This window comes from Oleiphilus sp. HI0086 (assembly GCF_001635225.1).
In genome coordinates, this window is sequence record NZ_LWFZ01000618.1 from 1 (window position 1) to 15,775 (window position 15,775).

The 15,775-nt window shown below is 43.8% G+C and carries 12 protein-coding genes, 1 tRNA gene and 1 pseudogene; 7 read left to right on the top strand and 7 right to left on the bottom strand.

Annotation, left to right across the window (positions count from 1 at the left end; all coding sequences use genetic code 11):
* The 4 genes and pseudogenes from A3756_RS27605 to pstB all read left to right on the top strand — a co-directional run.
* A pseudogene (locus A3756_RS27605) lies at positions 1 to 811 on the top strand (hypothetical protein); the annotation flags it as partial.
* Positions 812 to 993: 182 nt separating this feature from the next.
* On the top strand, positions 994 to 1,923 hold the full coding sequence (gene pstC, locus A3756_RS07605) for a phosphate ABC transporter permease subunit PstC (RefSeq protein WP_068512730.1): 930 nt from the start codon (positions 994 to 996) through the stop codon (positions 1,921 to 1,923).
* A complete protein-coding gene (gene pstA / locus A3756_RS07610; protein WP_068553229.1) occupies positions 1,920 to 3,095 on the top strand; it encodes a phosphate ABC transporter permease PstA in 1,176 nt (391 codons plus the stop codon). The genes pstC and pstA overlap by 4 nt, the downstream gene beginning before the upstream one ends.
* Entirely contained in the window at positions 3,079 to 3,855 is a 777-nt protein-coding gene (gene pstB / locus A3756_RS07615; RefSeq protein ID WP_068553231.1) for a phosphate ABC transporter ATP-binding protein PstB, read from the top strand. Before pstA ends, pstB begins: the two co-directional genes overlap by 17 nt.
* Before the next feature lie 89 nt (positions 3,856 to 3,944).
* Here pstB and A3756_RS07620 read toward each other — a convergent pair whose 3' ends face one another.
* The 7 genes from A3756_RS07620 to A3756_RS27610 all read right to left on the bottom strand — a co-directional run bounded on the left by A3756_RS07620 (position 3,945) and on the right by A3756_RS27610 (position 12,894).
* Positions 3,945 to 4,646 (bottom strand): NrdJb, encoded by a 702-nt coding sequence (locus A3756_RS07620; RefSeq protein WP_068553233.1) that lies wholly within the window; start codon positions 4,644 to 4,646, stop codon positions 3,945 to 3,947.
* 60 nt (positions 4,647 to 4,706) lie between these two features.
* Complete coding sequence (locus A3756_RS07625; protein ID WP_068512703.1) at positions 4,707 to 6,845, bottom strand: adenosylcobalamin-dependent ribonucleoside-diphosphate reductase; 2,139 nt, start codon at positions 6,843 to 6,845, stop codon at positions 4,707 to 4,709.
* Between the two features lie 592 nt (positions 6,846 to 7,437).
* Positions 7,438 to 9,618 (bottom strand): phosphate acetyltransferase, encoded by a 2,181-nt coding sequence (gene pta, locus A3756_RS07630; protein ID WP_068553234.1) that lies wholly within the window; start codon positions 9,616 to 9,618, stop codon positions 7,438 to 7,440.
* A 96-nt stretch (positions 9,619 to 9,714) separates the two neighbouring features.
* On the bottom strand, positions 9,715 to 10,929 hold the full coding sequence (locus A3756_RS07635; protein ID WP_068553236.1) for an acetate/propionate family kinase: 1,215 nt from the start codon (positions 10,927 to 10,929) through the stop codon (positions 9,715 to 9,717).
* A gap of 42 nt (positions 10,930 to 10,971) precedes the next feature.
* Positions 10,972 to 12,189 carry an EAL and HDOD domain-containing protein gene (locus A3756_RS07640; RefSeq protein WP_068553238.1) on the bottom strand — a complete coding sequence of 406 codons (1,218 nt, stop codon included), beginning with the start codon at positions 12,187 to 12,189 and terminating at the stop codon, positions 10,972 to 10,974.
* Between the two features lie 213 nt (positions 12,190 to 12,402).
* A tRNA-Glu gene (locus A3756_RS07645) sits at positions 12,403 to 12,478 on the bottom strand.
* Positions 12,479 to 12,552: 74 nt separating this feature from the next.
* The gene (locus A3756_RS27610; protein WP_068509768.1) at positions 12,553 to 12,894 is read right to left on the bottom strand and encodes a hypothetical protein; all 342 of its coding nucleotides are present in this window, start codon (positions 12,892 to 12,894) and stop codon (positions 12,553 to 12,555) included.
* A gap of 99 nt (positions 12,895 to 12,993) precedes the next feature.
* Here A3756_RS27610 and A3756_RS27615 point away from each other — a divergent pair, with 99 nt between their 5' ends.
* From A3756_RS27615 to A3756_RS07665, 3 genes are all read left to right on the top strand, one after another.
* Entirely contained in the window at positions 12,994 to 13,203 is a 210-nt protein-coding gene (locus A3756_RS27615) for a hypothetical protein (protein ID WP_068512686.1), read from the top strand.
* Between the two features lie 189 nt (positions 13,204 to 13,392).
* Complete coding sequence (locus A3756_RS07660; RefSeq protein ID WP_068512684.1) at positions 13,393 to 14,235, top strand: MoxR family ATPase; 843 nt, start codon at positions 13,393 to 13,395, stop codon at positions 14,233 to 14,235.
* Positions 14,236 to 14,291: 56 nt separating this feature from the next.
* Positions 14,292 to 15,470, top strand: a complete 1,179-nt coding sequence (locus tag A3756_RS07665) for a VWA domain-containing protein (RefSeq protein WP_068512682.1) — start codon at positions 14,292 to 14,294, stop codon at positions 15,468 to 15,470.
* Positions 15,471 to 15,775: the final 305 nt, after the last annotated feature.

Sequence of the window (15,775 nt, forward strand, 5' to 3'; positions counted from 1 at the left end):
CGAGCAGGGTCAATGGGGTGGCTTGACTATCCTTGGTCAATCTACCAACAACAAAGGCGAGCGTACTTATGAAGCTGGTACTCAGTCTTATGGTCCTGACGCTGGTGTAACGATTGCGGACGATAACAGTGGAACACTGACTTACGTTGCGATCAAATACTCTGGTTATGAAGTAGAAAAAGACAAAGAGCTTAACGGTCTTTCTCTTGGTTCTGTAGGTTCAGGTACAACTATCGAGAACATCGCAATCATTGGTTCTGCGGATGATGGTATCGAGCTTTGGGGCGGTACAGTTAGCGTCGACGGTTTGTATATCTACAACGCTGGTGACGATTCAATCGATACCGACCAAGGTTATATCGGTACACTTTCAAACGTTTATGCTGAGCAGAACATCGTTGATGACGAAACTGGTTCACGTGTAATTGAAGCAGATAGTCACAGCACCTCTACTGATGGTGACCCTAAAGCGCAACCTACTCTTGAAAACGCAATCTTGAAGTCAGTTGGTCGTGCAGTTCGCTTGCGCGAAGGTACAGACTACGTGTTCAACAATGTTCAAATTTTGGTTGAGTTTTCATCAGATGCTGACGTTGAAGCGATCCGTGTAAGTGACACTGGTGTTGATACTGATACTCGCGCAACGGTAACAGGTGCAGGTCTAGCGATTAAGAACAATGTAAACGCTAGTGCTGATCTGTTCACTGCAGGTTCTGAAGCTCGCTTCACTGTAGATGCTGGTAGCACGCTTTATACAGACGATGATACCTCTTTGACTATCACTGAGTACGATGCGAGCTGGGCTGAATAATCCCGCTTAAGTCTAAAAGTGTAAGGTCTTAGGAAGTTTAATGACAGGGATGTTAAGTCTAACTACAAGGAAGTAGTTGGACTTAAATAAATCAAAAGGCCCGCTGTGTAGTGGGCTTTTTATTTTGTAGGTATAAATTTAGCCACTCAGTTATTCGGCTCTTAAATAATGGAAGTATAGATTTGTTTCAAGTTGAATCCAAAAAGCGTTCAACCCTTATTAAAGAACGTTGTATTACAGCAACTCTCGCGATCTCAGCCGCAATTGCCATTGTTACAACTATTGGTATTTTGTTTTCTATCCTGTTCCAGGCGTTAGAGTTCTTTCAATTAAAAAGCCTTTGGTACTTTATTACAGGTACCGAGTGGCACATGAGCCATGGAGAAAGCTCCTTCGGTGCAGTACCGATTTTCGCCGGTACCTTCATGATCACAATTATTGCGTTAGCGGTATCGATACCCATTGGCTTGGGTAATGCGATTTATATGAGTGAATATGCCTCATCAGCTCAGCGAAAAATATTGAAGCCCTTGCTCGAAATTCTGGCGGGTATCCCGACTGTCGTTTATGGCTTCTTTGCTGCGTTGACAGTGGCTCCAGCCATCGTAGCAATAGCGGAACAGTTTGGTGTCGATGCTGCTTTTAACAGCGCACTAGCAAGCGGCTTGGTGATGGGCGTTATGATTATTCCGGTCATTTCATCCTTGAGTGATGACGTACTTCGTGCTGTACCAAGCAGTCAACGCAATGCCGCCTATGCGTTAGGTATGACGCAAAGCGAGACGATCAAAAATATAGTTTTACCCTCTGCGCTTCCGGGCATCATTTCAGCCTGTTTGCTTGGCTTTGCCAAGGCGATTGGTGAAACCATGATTGTGGTGATGGCTGCCGGTCTTAGACCAAATTTGTCGTGGAACCCTTTAGAAGATATGACCACCGTAACAGTGAGAATTGTTGACTCCCTTGTCGGGGATCACGCCTTTGACTCACCGCAAACGCTTTCGGCTTTTGCCTTAGGCTTGGTCTTATTTGTGATCACATTGATTCTCAATATGGTCTCGTTGTCCCAAATCCGTAAGTTTAAAGAAAAATACAAGATAAGCAGGCTATGACTTCAAAACAGAATTCTAATCCTTTTTACGACCCGACCTTAAGTAAACGGCATCGTGCCTCGCGATTTTTCAAACTTTTCGCAAAGAGCTCCGTCGTATTTACTCTGTCGTTTCTGATCTTCTTTATGGTCGATATTCTTAGTACTGCTGCGCCTGCTGTGAAGCAAGCTTATGTGCAAGTTGAAGTAGAGTTTTCAGAGCGAAATGCTAAGTCCACGCGCCGGGCCATTCCAAAAGATTTTCGCAAAATTGTAAGTAGGGCTTGGCTACGTACGTTAACAAAAGCCATGCGAGACCAGCCTGAATTGATGGGTACAAGCGAAACAATGTGGGCATTGGCTGATGACCAGGTTGACCAGTATTTAAAAGGTCATCACTATAACCTGAAAGAAAAGCAGCTTGCCCTAGTCGATAAGTTGAAAGAAGAAGGTAAGTTAGAGCTACGCTGGAATAGTGTTTTCTTCAGTAAGGGTGACTCTAAAATGCCAGAGAATGCCGGGATACTGTCTGCCATCGTAGGCTCGGTACTGACCTTGTTAGTAACAATGGCCTTTGCTTTCCCGATTGGTGTGATGACGGCAATTTACCTGGAAGAGTTTGCATCCGACAACCGCTTTACCCGTTTTGTTGAAGTTAATATAAACAACCTCGCGGCTATTCCTTCAATATTATTCGGCCTACTAGGCTTATCAGTATTTATTAATTTATTTGGTCTGCCAAGAAGCTCGCCATTAGTGGGCGGTATCACTTTAGCGCTAATGACATTACCAATTATTATTGTCAGTTCTCGTGCTGCACTCAGAAGTGTACCCGAGTCAATTCGCCATGCAGGTTATGGTTTGGGCCTTAACAAAATTCAAGTTGTCAAAGACCACGTTCTACCCATTGCGCTACCAGGCATCTTGACCGGTACGATAATTGGCATGGCGCAAGCCATGGGGGAAACCGCTCCATTAATCATTATTGGAATGATTGCATTCATCCCAGATTCACCTTCGTCGATCATGGAGGCTGCGACGGTACTGCCGGCCCAGATCTTTACGTGGGCGGGTATGCCTGAACGTGCATATGTAGAAAAAACAGCAGCGGGCATTGTTGTCATACTGTCGATATTAATCACACTGAACGCTGCAGCTATTTACCTAAGGAAGAAGTATGAAATCAAGTGGTAATAACATAAAGATCGTTGCTGAAGACTTAAACCTTCACTATGGTGATCACCATGCTTTACATGGTATCAACATGCAGGTGCCAGAGAATAATATTACGGCCTTGATCGGGCCATCCGGTTGCGGTAAATCGACATTTTTGCGCTGCCTAAACCGAATGAATGACCTGATCGACATTGTTGATATTGCCGGAAGGGTAGTCATTGATGGTAAGAATATCTATGACAAAGACGTAGACGAAGTTTCAGTAAGAAAGCGTGTAGGAATGGTATTTCAGCAGCCAAACCCTTTTCCAAAGTCTATCTACGAGAATGTTGCTTACGCACCAATTAAGCACAGCCAAGTCAAAAAGGGTAGTACCGAATGTGATGACTTAGTTGAGCGTTCTCTCATATCTGCAGGTCTGTGGAATGAAGTTAAAGACAAGCTGAATTCCCCTGGTACGAGTCTATCAGGTGGTCAACAACAAAGGCTTTGTATTGCCCGAACGATAGCGGTTAAGCCTGACGTTATACTAATGGACGAACCTACCTCAGCACTCGACCCGATCTCGACACAAAAAATCGAAGAGCTAATGCTTGAGCTAAAGAAAAGCTACACGATTGTAATCGTGACGCATAACATGCAACAAGCACATCGTACTGCCGACATGACAGCTCACTTCCACCTAGGGAAGCTAATGGAGTTTGACCAAACGACAAAGGTTTTCGAATCGCCAAGCAATCAGGTAACGCAGGATTATATCGGTGGGCGGTTTGGCTAACTGTTAGAAATAGCGCCGCATAAATGCAAAAAAGGCCAAGTAAAATATTTACTTGGCCTTTTTCGTTTAGCTTATTTAGCTAGAAAGCACTAGCCGCACTTGCTATCACCGCAGTTCAAGCAAGTCTGGCAACCATCCATAACGATCACCGACTTATTGTGGCACTTCTTACAAAGCGTCGCGTTAGCAGGGAATGGGTTATCTTCAGGTGGCTCTTCAGTGTTAACGTGAGTAGCGCTGCCTTCCTTTTCGAACTGGGCTTTCTTTTCAGCAAGAATCTGCTTTGTATGATCGCTCATTTCTTCAGACTTGATTAGACCGATAGTCTTCATGTGCTTCTCGACTACAGAGCTAATCTCGGCTACTAATGATGGCATATAGACGCCACCTTTCTTGTAGTAACCACCGTTCGGGTCATAAACTGAAGATAGCTCTTCGATCATGAAGGTGATGTCACCACCTTTACGGAAGACGGCAGAGATAACGCGAGTTAAAGCGATTACCCACTGATAGTGTTCCATCGACTTAGAATTAATGAAGACTTCATAAGGTCGTCTAATTTCGTGGTCAGTATCTTCATTAAGAATGATGTCGTTAATAGTAATATATAACGCATGCTCAGATACGGGTGGTTTAATTTTATAAGTTGAGCCGAGAAGATAGTCTGGTCGTTTAATCGACTCATTCATCTCTACTGGAACAACCTTTGGCGTGTTGTCTACAACAAGCGCTTTATCACCGGAGTTGTCTACTTGATAACCGACGATTTTCTTTTCAATTTTAATTGCCATAATTTTTTACCTATCAATCTGCTACATAGTGAAGGGTGCTTAGTGTATTGCTCACTATGTCTAGTATTTTCCGTAGGTACCTTCTTTCAATGCGTCGAATAAGTTCGCTGCTGAATGAATTTCACCGTCGTATTCTATTTCTTCGTTACCTTTCGCTTTTACTTTTGTACCATCTTCTAGCGTAAATTCGTAGATGGTGTTCTCAAGATCAGACTCTTTCACCAATACGCCCTGGAATGCTTCAGGGTTAAAGCGGAAAGTTGTGCATCCCTTCAAACCTTTCTCGTAAGCGTACATGTAGATATCCTTGAATTCCTCATATGGGAACTCTGTAGGAATATTTGCAGTCTTCGAGATTGACGAGTCAACCCACTGTTGAGCTGCCGCCTGAATGTCTACATGTTGCTTAGGCGTTACGTCATCTGCCGAGATAAAGTAATCAGGTAATTGTGTCTTCGGGTCAGTAGAAAACGGCATTGCATCAGCATTGACGAAATGACGGTAAGCTAGAAGCTCGTATGAGAATACGTCTACTTTTTCTTTCGTCTTCTTGCCTTCACGAATAATGTTTCGTGAATAGTGATGAGCAAAACTAGGCTCAATACCATTACTTGCGTTATTGGCAAGTGAAAGCGAAATAGTACCCGTAGGTGCGATAGAAGTGTGGTGAGTAAAACGAGCACCTTGTTCGGCTAATTTTTCGATTAGTTCCGGCTCATGCTCACCAACTTTCTGCATGTAACGGCTGTATTTTGCGTGAAGTACTTTACCTTTTACTTCATCGCCAACCTGGTAGCCTTCGGCTCTCATTTCAGGGCGTTTAAGAAGCATCTCCTCATCAACGATGAAGGTCTCTTCCATGATTGGCGCAGGGCCTTTTTCTTCTGAAAGCGCTAGGCCTTGTTTCCAGCCTTCAATAGACATCTCACGGTTTACCTTTTCAGTAAACTCGATTGACTCAGGTGAGCCATAAGCCATCTTAAGCATGGTGCAGGTAGAGCCAAGACCCAGAATTCCCATACCGTGACGGCGCTTGAAGTTAATTTCGTTACGCTGGCCAATTAGCGGAAGGCCGTTGATCTCGACAACGTTATCAAGCATGCGCGTAAAGATGCCCACAGCTTTTTTATACTTTTCGAAGTTAAAAAAGGCTTTGTCAGTAAATGGACGCTCAACAAATTTGGTCAGGTTCACCGAGCCTAGCAAGCAGCTGCCATAAGGTGGTAGAGGTTGCTCGCCGCATGGGTTGGTTGCGCGAATGTTTTCACAATACCAGTTGTTGTTCATCTCGTTAACTTTATCGATAAGGATAAAGCCTGGCTCAGCGAAGTCATAGGTAGACGTCATGATGCTGTCCCAGATGTACTTCGCTTTTACAGTGTTATAAATGCGACACGCTACCTGACCTTCATCATTAGTAATATAGCTTGTTTTAACTGGGAAGCTACGAAATACGAATTGGCTCTCATCACTTAGGTCAAGATTGTCTTCTTCAACTTCTTCAGCAGTAACAGGGAAGGATAGCTGCCAGTCAGCGTCATTCTGAACCGCTTTAATGAAGTCTTCGGTAATTAGTAATGAAAGATTGAACTGACGTAGTCGGCCGTCTTCACGTTTTGCACGTACGAAGTCCAGAACGTCAGGGTGGTGTACATCAAAGGTCGCCATTTGCGCACCACGACGCCCACCAGCAGATGAAACGGTGAAGCACATCTTGTCAAAGATATCCATGAAAGATAGAGGGCCTGAAGTGGTTGCACCTGCACCAGCAACGTAAGCACCTTTAGGGCGTAGCGTTGAAAACTCATAACCAATACCGCAACCAGCTTTAAGAGTTAGGCCTGCTTCATGGTTTTTGAGCAAGATATCATCCATTGAATCGAACACAGTACCCGAGACAGTACAGTTAATGGTTGATGTTGCCGGCTTATGCTCGCCTGCGCCGGCATTAGACATGATTCGGCCGGCTGGAATAACGCCGTTTTCTAGTGCCCACTTGAAGTCGTTGTAGACGGTTTCTCTTTTGCCCTCTTCTTCTACAGATGAAAGCGCTTTGGCAACACGCTCATAGGTAGCGTCAATGTTTTGATCGACGGCCTGACCAGTTTTAGTTTTTAGCTGGTACTTAGTGTGCCAGATATCTTGAGAAGCGTCTTGCATTGGTAATGGAGAGACAAGTGGTTCAACTTTGGCGTTCATGTATGACCTCTATCTGGAATATCATTTTTTCAGTTGTTATTAAGAGTAGGCTAAAACGGCTGAGTTAATGCTGATTAGCGCTTCTATATATAGTGTTAGTTTGGTACATCACTTTACCGCACACTGTTTCTAGCTTTAGTGGCATAAGCCGCTGACATCAAAGCTTGTTCAGTATGTAAAAACCCGAAAAAGGCTGGTCCATTGGGGGCTAATACTGTCCTTATTACATCAATATATAGGGGGCGTTTTGTTTTAGTATCCACTACATGTTGTTGTGTATGCGGGAAGTATAACACTATATTGTGGTGTGTGAAGTTTCTTTTCCGATTTTTTTATTGTGTAAATATCAAGGTGGTCGAGACTGGTTTGTCAATACTTTGGGGCGATAAAATATGAGGAAAAGGAAGGTGCTTGTATTTATGGGCTTTGCAGAATTAGTGCTTACTTATCTTTTTATGTTAGCACTAGATATAGTGTTTTGTTATAGGCATCTCAGTCCTAGATCTGTAAGCGGAATGTGTAGGTTTTGCTAATACTAGAGGCGAACTAAATGAAGGCGCTAAGATATAGCGCCTTAAATTCGGTTTGCTTTTTAATCGCCTTTTTGTTCAGACTGACATGCCTGTACGGCCGTTAGTGCAATGGTAAAGACGATATCTTCTATTAATGCGCCACGAGATAAGTCGTTAACAGGTTTGCGCAAACCTTGTAGCATTGGGCCGATACTGATTACATTGGCGCTACGTTGTACAGCTTTGTAGGTGGTGTTACCAGTATTTAGATCTGGGAAGATAAAAACGGTTGCTTGACCGGCCACCGGGCTGTTCGGTGCCTTTTTCTTGGCGACACTTTCAATCGCCGCCGCATCGTATTGGAGGGGGCCGTCAATTACGAGGTCTGGCCTTAAGTTCTTAGCGATCTCAGTAGCTTCACGAACTTTGTCGACGTCTGCGCCGGTGCCGCTTACACCTGTGCTATAGGAAATCATGGCGACTTTGGGGTCAATGCCAAATGCTTTGGCTGAGTCGGCACTTTGTATCGCAATATCGGCCAGCTGTTCGGCATTCGGGTCTGGGTTGATGGCGCAGTCACCATATACAAGTACTTGGTCGGGGAGGCACATGAAGAAAACTGAAGACACTACCTTGGCGCAATCGTTTGTTTTAATCAACTGAAGCGCGGGGCGCACAGTGTTGGCTGTTGTGTGAACAGCTCCTGATACAAGCCCGTCAACTTCATCTAGCGCCACCATCATCGTTGCGAGTACGACATTGTCTTCTAGCATTGCTCGCGCCATTTGGTGACTCACGCCTTTATGCTTTCTGATCTCTGTCATTGGGATGACATAGCGTTCACGTGCTTCGTCTGGGTCGACGATCTGAATATCACTGGAAAGCGTGACACCCTGAGCACTCGCGACTGCTTTAATTTCATCGGGATTGCCTATTAGTATGCACTGAGCTAACTCTCGCTCGTGGCAAGCGATAGCAGCGCATATAGTTCTTGGTTCATTGCCTTCAGGTAATACGATTGTCTTCGCTGCACTGCGTGCATTTTCAGATAACTGGTAGCGAAATGCCGGCGGAGAAAGGCGTGTTGCGCGTTCTTTATCGCAGTGTAGTTTGAGCCAATCTATATCCAGATGGTCGGCAACAGTCGTCATTACCTCATCCATTCTATTTAAATCATCTAGCGGAACTTTATTTTCAAGCTTGGATAATGCAACAGCGGTTTCAAAGGTGTCATGATGCGTACTAAGCAGTGGTAAACCGTTTTGAAGTGCAGGGCGGCAGAAATCGAGAATACTTTGGTCGGGCTGGTAGTTACCCGTTAACACGATACCCGCTAAAGGAAGGCCATTTTGTACAGCCATGCCAGCAGCAAGTAGCACGTCACTTCTGTCACCGGGCGTTACTAGTAGACAGCCAGGGGTTAGTGCGCTGACAAGGTTGCTGACACTACGAGCGCAAATGGCTATCCTCGTAACCCTTCGTGTACGCAAAAGCTCTTCGTTACCCGTTCCAGGTAAGACCTTCATTTGTAGCTCATTTGCGATATCAAAGACTCGCGGCGCCTGTAAAGCCGGTACAAGGGGTATCTGGCCTATAGAATGAAAACTTTCACTAAGCACTGTGGATGCTTCTATTAAGGTGCTGGTGCTGAGTAGTTGTTGGCAGTTTTCGACCTCTGTTGCTTCGGTGAGCGAAATCGCATCATCGTGCAGTTGTTTGGCGTTTTGTGCGCAGCCTACTTTATTCAAAATACAGCCAATGACACCGGCTTTAATTGAGGAGAATACGCTCAAGGATGTTTTTAGGTGGTCATCGAAGGTATCAACTGAACAATTGCTTGGCAAGGAGGTCATTGGCACAAGCAGAATGATTTCTGCGTCGAGACTGTTTGCCATTTCCTTATTGAGCACGCTGGTATGAGCTTCGTCTGTTGTTGGAACGATTCCTTCAATGATTATTACATCGTACAGCTTTTTTATCTTATGGAAGTTTTCGATTACTTCTTCCATAAGAAGGTCTTTGTCGCCGCGTGTAAGGTAATCTTGTGCTGTCTTCAGTGGAATAGGCTTTGGGCTGTCGATATGATTGATTGCATTAGCAAAGTGGACGGAGTGATCGGGGCGGCTTTGGGTAATTTGTGTAATCGGCTTAAAAAAACCAACTCTTACACCTATCTGGTCAAGCGCTCTGAGTAGGCCAAGGCTGACGGATGTTAAGCCGGCATTTTTAGCGGTTGGTGCAATAAAAAATGACTTAGACATATTAGACTTTCCTTAAATCTGTTCTCAAATATTCTAAGGGTTTGAGAGCATAATGGTTCGTTGCAATAGCTGGTAGAAGTGGCCGCATAGCATTTGTTATATTAGCGATAGAGTGTCTTCTACAATCATAGCTTCTTCGTCAGTTGGGATGACGAGTACCGGGATAGATTGGTCTTCATGAATAGAAAGCCCGTTGTAGCATTCGTTACGTGAAGAAGGCTGATTGTTTGCTGCATGGTTAATAGTAAAGCCGAAAATTGACAAGTGTTTGACAATTTTTTGCCTAACGACAGCTGAGTTCTCGCCAATTCCACCGGTGAACACCAGTGCATCTATTTGTTCTAGTGAGGCCATCATGCCGGCCAGGTGTTTGGCAGCTCTAAAGCAAAATACCTCCAAAGCAAGTTTGCATTGGGTATGACCTTCATCTGCCTTCTCACAAATTGTGCGCATATCGTTGCTCAGCTCAGATATACCGAGTAAACCGCTTTGCTTGTTTAGGAGTTCGGATATCTCCTCGGGCGAGTAATTCTGACTGATTAGAAAGTCAAAAATACCTGGGTCTATGTCGCCAGATCGGGTGCCCATTACAAGCCCTTCAAGTGGGGTCATGCCCATACTTGTATCAGCGCTTTTACCGTTTTTTATTGCCGCAACACTTGCGCCGTTACCCAGGTGAGCGGTAATAATGTTTAGCTCTGGCAATGACTTATTTATCGTTTCAGATGCACGCTTAGCAATATAGCGGTGACTGGTACCGTGAAAACCATAGCGGCGAACATTATGTTCAGAATAAAGCTTGTAGGGTAGTGCGTAAGTATAAGCTTTGGCTGGCATTGTTTGATGGAATGCCGTATCAAATACTGCAACTTGTGGGAGATTAGGGTGCAGCACTTGTAAGCTCTCGATACCCACTATATTGGCTGGATTATGCAATGGAGCAAGGGGGATGCAGGCTTTGATCTGCTCAAGTACTTGTTCGCTAATCACAACAGATTCGCTAAAGATATTACCGCCGTGAACAACTCTATGTCCGATGGCCTTGAGTTCTTCTTTGATTGGAAAGTGCCGAGCAAGTTTCTCTATTGCTGCTTGTAGGGCAAGCGCATGGCTGTTGCCAAGTTCCGAAGATAGGTTTAATAAGAGGGTTTCTTTCTCACCTGGGTGCTTAACAGTAAGTTTGCCTTCTGTCTGATTAAGCGACTCTGCCAAGCCTTCTGCGAGAAGGCTTGTTTCAGGGTGGGTTGAGTAGAGTGCAAACTTTAAAGATGAACTGCCACAATTGATAACAAGAATAAGGGAGTTAGCCATGCTAAATAAACGTTTCCTAAGTTTATTGGGGTGGCCTGAGTACTAATTCTCTGCAGAAATTTCCAAGGCCTTTCGAGATGATTCGAAATAGATCTCATTGATTTGTTTAGCATTTAACTCGAATTTGGCTAATGCTGTCCAGTCTAACTTTTGCCATTCAGACTGTTCAAAGGCAATTGTGGTGGATAGGGCAAGTCCGGCATTACCTTTTAATAGAGTGAGCGCATCATTTATTCCCGGTGCTAATGAAATATGAGAGACGATATCGCTTAGTGATTGATCAAAAAATGCATCAAGGCAAGAAAGCAGGCCGACGGTGTAAAACTGGTCTTTTAGGCTTGGTTCAATATATTCCGATAGCCTTTCACACATTAGTGCACGTACCAGCGCCATATAGTGCAGCGCTTCGGGCTTGTCGTCCAACTTGCTTAATGCCAGCAAGCTGGCCCAGCTCTTAATTTTATCTATGCCCAGTAAGGTGACTGCCTTGTGAATAGAGTCGATGGTGTTGCTTCGTTTAAAGGCGGCAGAGTTAATTAGCTTGAGAAGCTTGAAGCTTAGTGCCGGGTCTCGGGAAATAATGGAGGTTAAGCCATCCATATCAATCTCGGGTGCTTGAATTTCAGAAATTAGGTTAATTATTGCCATTTTTCCTGCAGCGATTTTCTTACCTTTAATTATCTCGGGCTTGGATAAAAAATAGCCTTGGAAGAGGTCGCAGCCAAGTTCGTGGCAGCGCTTAAATTGCTCAGGTGTTTCGATCTTTTCCGCCAGAAGAGTTACGTCATGCTGCTTAAGGTTTTTAATAGTTGCCTGTAATTCATCATCGTCCATTTCAGGTAGTTCTAGTTTAATAATGTCTACCAGTGGCAATATGCGTTGATAACGTTCATCCATAATAAAGTCATCAAGTGCTAGCGTGAAACCGCGTTGTTTAAGCTTTTTTAGGCTGGAAACAACCTTGTCTGTAATTTCGATATTTTCCAGTACTTCTATTACCACCGTATCAGGGTTGAATAGTGGTGGGTTATGCAGGAGTTCAGCAGTAAAATTGACATAGGCAGGCAGGTTATTCGTAATGCTTGATATATCGCTTTCTGTAAATAAATTAAGTAAAACCCGTGACGTTGCTAGGTTGCCATCAAAGCTACTAATGGGGGTGTCGCATTCACTGCGAAAGAGTAGCTCGTAACCAGTGACTGTTTTTGAACGGTCGTAAATTGGTTGTCTGGCAAGTAATACGTCGTTTTTATCGGTCATACTTTGTCTCAATAGAAAATCCCTAAATCGCACCAAAACTTGTTCGGATAAGTTGGGCGCGTAGTTTGTCTATAAGCAGTTTAGTTGACGCGGGTAAAAACAGGTGGAAAATGGTGCAAAAAAACGTAAAAAGATTGGGTTGGTATCTATATCTAGGGGGAGACTAAGTTCTTGGAAGTATTCGAGAGGTATTGGAGAAGTTAAGAAGGAAAATGGCGTCCCCTAGGGGAGTCGAACCCCTGTTACCGCCGTGAAAGGGCGGTGTCCTAGGCCTCTAGACGAAGGGGACGCAACTGCTTCTCCGTCGAAGTGGCGCGTATACTAGAGAAGAGGCTCGACCAAGTCAACACTTTAAATAAAAAACTATTCAATTTGTTGTAAGCAAGCTTTGAGATTGTTTGCAGTGAGGTCAAATGCTGCAAGAGTGCCCTTACGTTTTATTAGATTTTGGTACTGTTTTAATACTTTATGATGCGTAGTAGGAATCTGAGCTTCTAATTTTTCTTGCGAAAGTCCCTGGTCGATGAGCAGGATAATCTCGAATCGAAGTTTGTTTTCACCAGAGCAAAAATAGTATGCGTGCTCGGCCAAATCTATGGCGGGTAGACCTTTGTTCTTGTATACAAGAGTTGAACAGCGGGCAAAATTTGTGTTGATATCGGAATAGGCGTTTAACGTACCAATATCTTTGGCCAGTTGATACACATACTCGACGCGCTTACGGGCTTTTCTGCTTATATCTGGTAGTGAATCAATTGCGACTTGTTGAGGTAGTCCTCGTTGGAATAATTGTAAAATTGTTAGATGTTCGCTGGTAATTATGGCGCAGGAAAGGTGGGTCTGTTTATTGCCGACTTCGCTAGGGCTTTGTTGGGCGTTTGTGGTAGTGGTGAAGAAGCAAATAAACGTCACTATCAAGAAAAAAACTTGTTTCAATTGGAAGAGCTCACTGATGATTTAAGGTTATTAATTGCACAAATTCCACATGCTTTAGTACCTTATTATAGCGCTTAAAACTCAATATGGATGGTTTCTGGAACACACTGTTGTTGAAATAATCTATTGCCAGGATTTCCGTTGCACTTAAAACTAGAATAGAATTCACGTTTTTCCTATTCAGGCTTTAGTTTCAGTCTGTCTATTTGTTGGTTTTAGTTTGTCTTGGCTGCTTGAGGCAAAGAGTCTATATCAAAAGGTATTAGTATGAGTTTTAAGGGTACTAGCGATTATGTAGCGACCGGTGATTTACAGATGGCTGTAAATGCTGCGATTCAATTAGAAAAGCCTCTTCTTATTAAGGGTGAGCCAGGTACTGGTAAAACTATGCTGGCTGAGCAGTTAGCAGAATCACTTGGCACGCGTTTAATTCAGTGGCACATCAAGTCGACAACAAAGGCTCAGCAGGGCTTGTACGAATATGATGCTGTGTCACGTCTAAGAGATTCCCAGTTAGGAAATGACCGTGTTCACGATATATCTAACTACATAGTGAAAGGGAAGTTGTGGGAAGCCTTCGAAGCAGAAGAGCGTGTTGTGCTATTGATTGATGAAATTGATAAAGCCGATATCGAGTTTCCAAACGATTTGCTTCTTGAAATCGATAAAATGGAATTTTTTGTTTACGAGACACAAGAACGTGTTGTGGCGAAAAATCGACCAATTGTATTGATTACCAGTAACAACGAAAAAGAACTACCGGACGCATTCCTAAGACGCTGCTTTTTCCATTACATCAACTTCCCAGACCACGAAACAATGGAGAAAATTGTGGAGGTTCACTACCCCGGCTTGAAGCAGAGCTTGGTTAAAGAGGCGCTCGATGTGTTTTTTGATGTGCGTAAAGTTCCTGGCTTGAAGAAAAAGCCTTCAACAAGCGAATTGATCGATTGGCTTAAACTATTGATGGCTGACGAAGTATCCGAACAAATTCTACAAGAGCGAGACCCCTCTAAAGCAATACCACCCTTGTATGGTGCATTGATTAAGAATGAACAGGATGTCCACTTGCTGCAGCGCTTGGCATTTATGGCAAGGCGCAAGGGTTAGCCTAAAAGTATTTTTTACTCGCAATCGGTTTGTATTAGTAGAAAAGAGGTATCTCGATGTTAATAGAGTTTTTTCAGGAAGTGCGCCGTTCTAAGGTTCCAGCAACGCTTAAGGAGTTCTTAGACTTAATGGAGGCGCTTGAGAAAAATATAGTCTTTGCTGATATCGATGAGTTTTACTATTTAAGCCGCTTGTGCCTTGTAAAAGATGAGAAAAACTTCGACAAATTTGATCGCGCCTATGGCAAATATTTTGAGGGAATCGAAGCGCTTGATGATCTCTTCGAAGAAATGATTCCAGAAGATTGGCTCAAGGCAGAGTTTGAGAAGAACTTAACTCAGGAAGAAAAGGATAAAATCGAAGCCATGGGCGGCCTCGAAGAGCTAATGGAAGCGTTTAAAGAGCGGATCGAGCAGCAAAAGAAAAAGCACCAAGGCGGGAACCGGATGATTGGTACCGGTGGTACATCACCTTTTGGTGCGAATGGCTATAACCCTGAAGGTTTTCGAATTGGACAGAAAAACGGTCGAAATGGTCGTGCTGTTAAAGTTTGGGAGAAGCGTGGCTACAAAGACCTTGATGGCGATGTAACGCTTGGGATTCGAAATATCAAACTTGCGCTGCGTCGTTTGCGTAAGTTCGCTCGTCAGGGGGCAGCTGATGAGTTGGACTTGGATGATACAATAAGGTCTACCGCGCGTAATGCCGGTTACCTTGACCTTAAGCTTGTGCCTGAGCGCCACAATACTGTGAAGGTGCTGATCTTCTTTGATATTGGTGGTTCAATGGACCCTCATGTAAAAGTTTGCGAAGAGTTGTTTTCTGCGGCGCGTGTTGAATTCAAGCATATGGAGTATTTCTACTTTCATAACTTTATTTACGAAAGTGTATGGAAGAACAATATTCGTCGTTCAAACGAAAGCATGCCGATCTACGATGTGATTCACAAATATTCTTCTGACTACAAAGTACTCTTTGTTGGTGACGCATCAATGGCACCTTACGAGATAACTCAGCCAGGTGGCAGTATCGAGCATTGGAATGAAGAAGCTGGCGCTGTATGGATGCAGCGTGTGACCGATCATTTTGATAAAGTGGCTTGGGTTAACCCTCTGCCAGAGTCATACTGGGGGGAGGGCGGCTCTTTGGGGATAACCAAGCAGCTCTTAGAGGACAATATGTACCCAATGACGGTTGAAGGGCTCGAAGACGCAATGCGCTATCTCAGTCGCTAAGTTGGGGTGTTTGGATAATCTTTAATCAATATTTCTTTCACGATTACAATTACTTACTTATTTAGTGACATAGCACAGATTTTTTTCTTTAAGACTTGCTATTATCAGAATAACAATCACTTATAAAATTTTGAAGTTTGTTATGGGTATCCAGCGGTTTCTTGTTTTCGTTGTTCTAATCTCTATATCGTGTATGCAGTTGAATGCAGCGCCCCCTGTTGCTCAGCCCGCTAACAATAGCCTTCCTGCAAGCCAGTCTCAGAAATCTCCTGTAAAGAAAAAGTCTCCCGAGTTGGTTAAGCTTG

What these genes read in the sequence shown, in the direction of transcription:
- pstA (WP_068553229.1), top strand. Translation starts at nt 1,920, where the DNA reads ATGACTTCAAAACAGAATTCTAATCCTTTTTACGACCCGACCTTAAGT.
- pstB (WP_068553231.1), top strand. Translation starts at nt 3,079, where the DNA reads ATGAAATCAAGTGGTAATAACATAAAGATCGTTGCTGAAGACTTAAAC.
- A3756_RS07620 (WP_068553233.1), bottom strand. Translation starts at nt 4,646, where the DNA reads ATGGCAATTAAAATTGAAAAGAAAATCGTCGGTTATCAAGTAGACAAC.
- A3756_RS07625 (WP_068512703.1), bottom strand. Translation starts at nt 6,845, where the DNA reads ATGAACGCCAAAGTTGAACCACTTGTCTCTCCATTACCAATGCAAGAC.
- pta (WP_068553234.1), bottom strand. Translation starts at nt 9,618, where the DNA reads ATGTCTAAGTCATTTTTTATTGCACCAACCGCTAAAAATGCCGGCTTA.
- A3756_RS07635 (WP_068553236.1), bottom strand. Translation starts at nt 10,929, where the DNA reads ATGGCTAACTCCCTTATTCTTGTTATCAATTGTGGCAGTTCATCTTTA.
- A3756_RS07640 (WP_068553238.1), bottom strand. Translation starts at nt 12,189, where the DNA reads ATGACCGATAAAAACGACGTATTACTTGCCAGACAACCAATTTACGAC.
- A3756_RS27615 (WP_068512686.1), top strand. Translation starts at nt 12,994, where the DNA reads ATGTTCGCTGGTAATTATGGCGCAGGAAAGGTGGGTCTGTTTATTGCC.
- A3756_RS07660 (WP_068512684.1), top strand. Translation starts at nt 13,393, where the DNA reads ATGAGTTTTAAGGGTACTAGCGATTATGTAGCGACCGGTGATTTACAG.
- A3756_RS07665 (WP_068512682.1), top strand. Translation starts at nt 14,292, where the DNA reads ATGTTAATAGAGTTTTTTCAGGAAGTGCGCCGTTCTAAGGTTCCAGCA.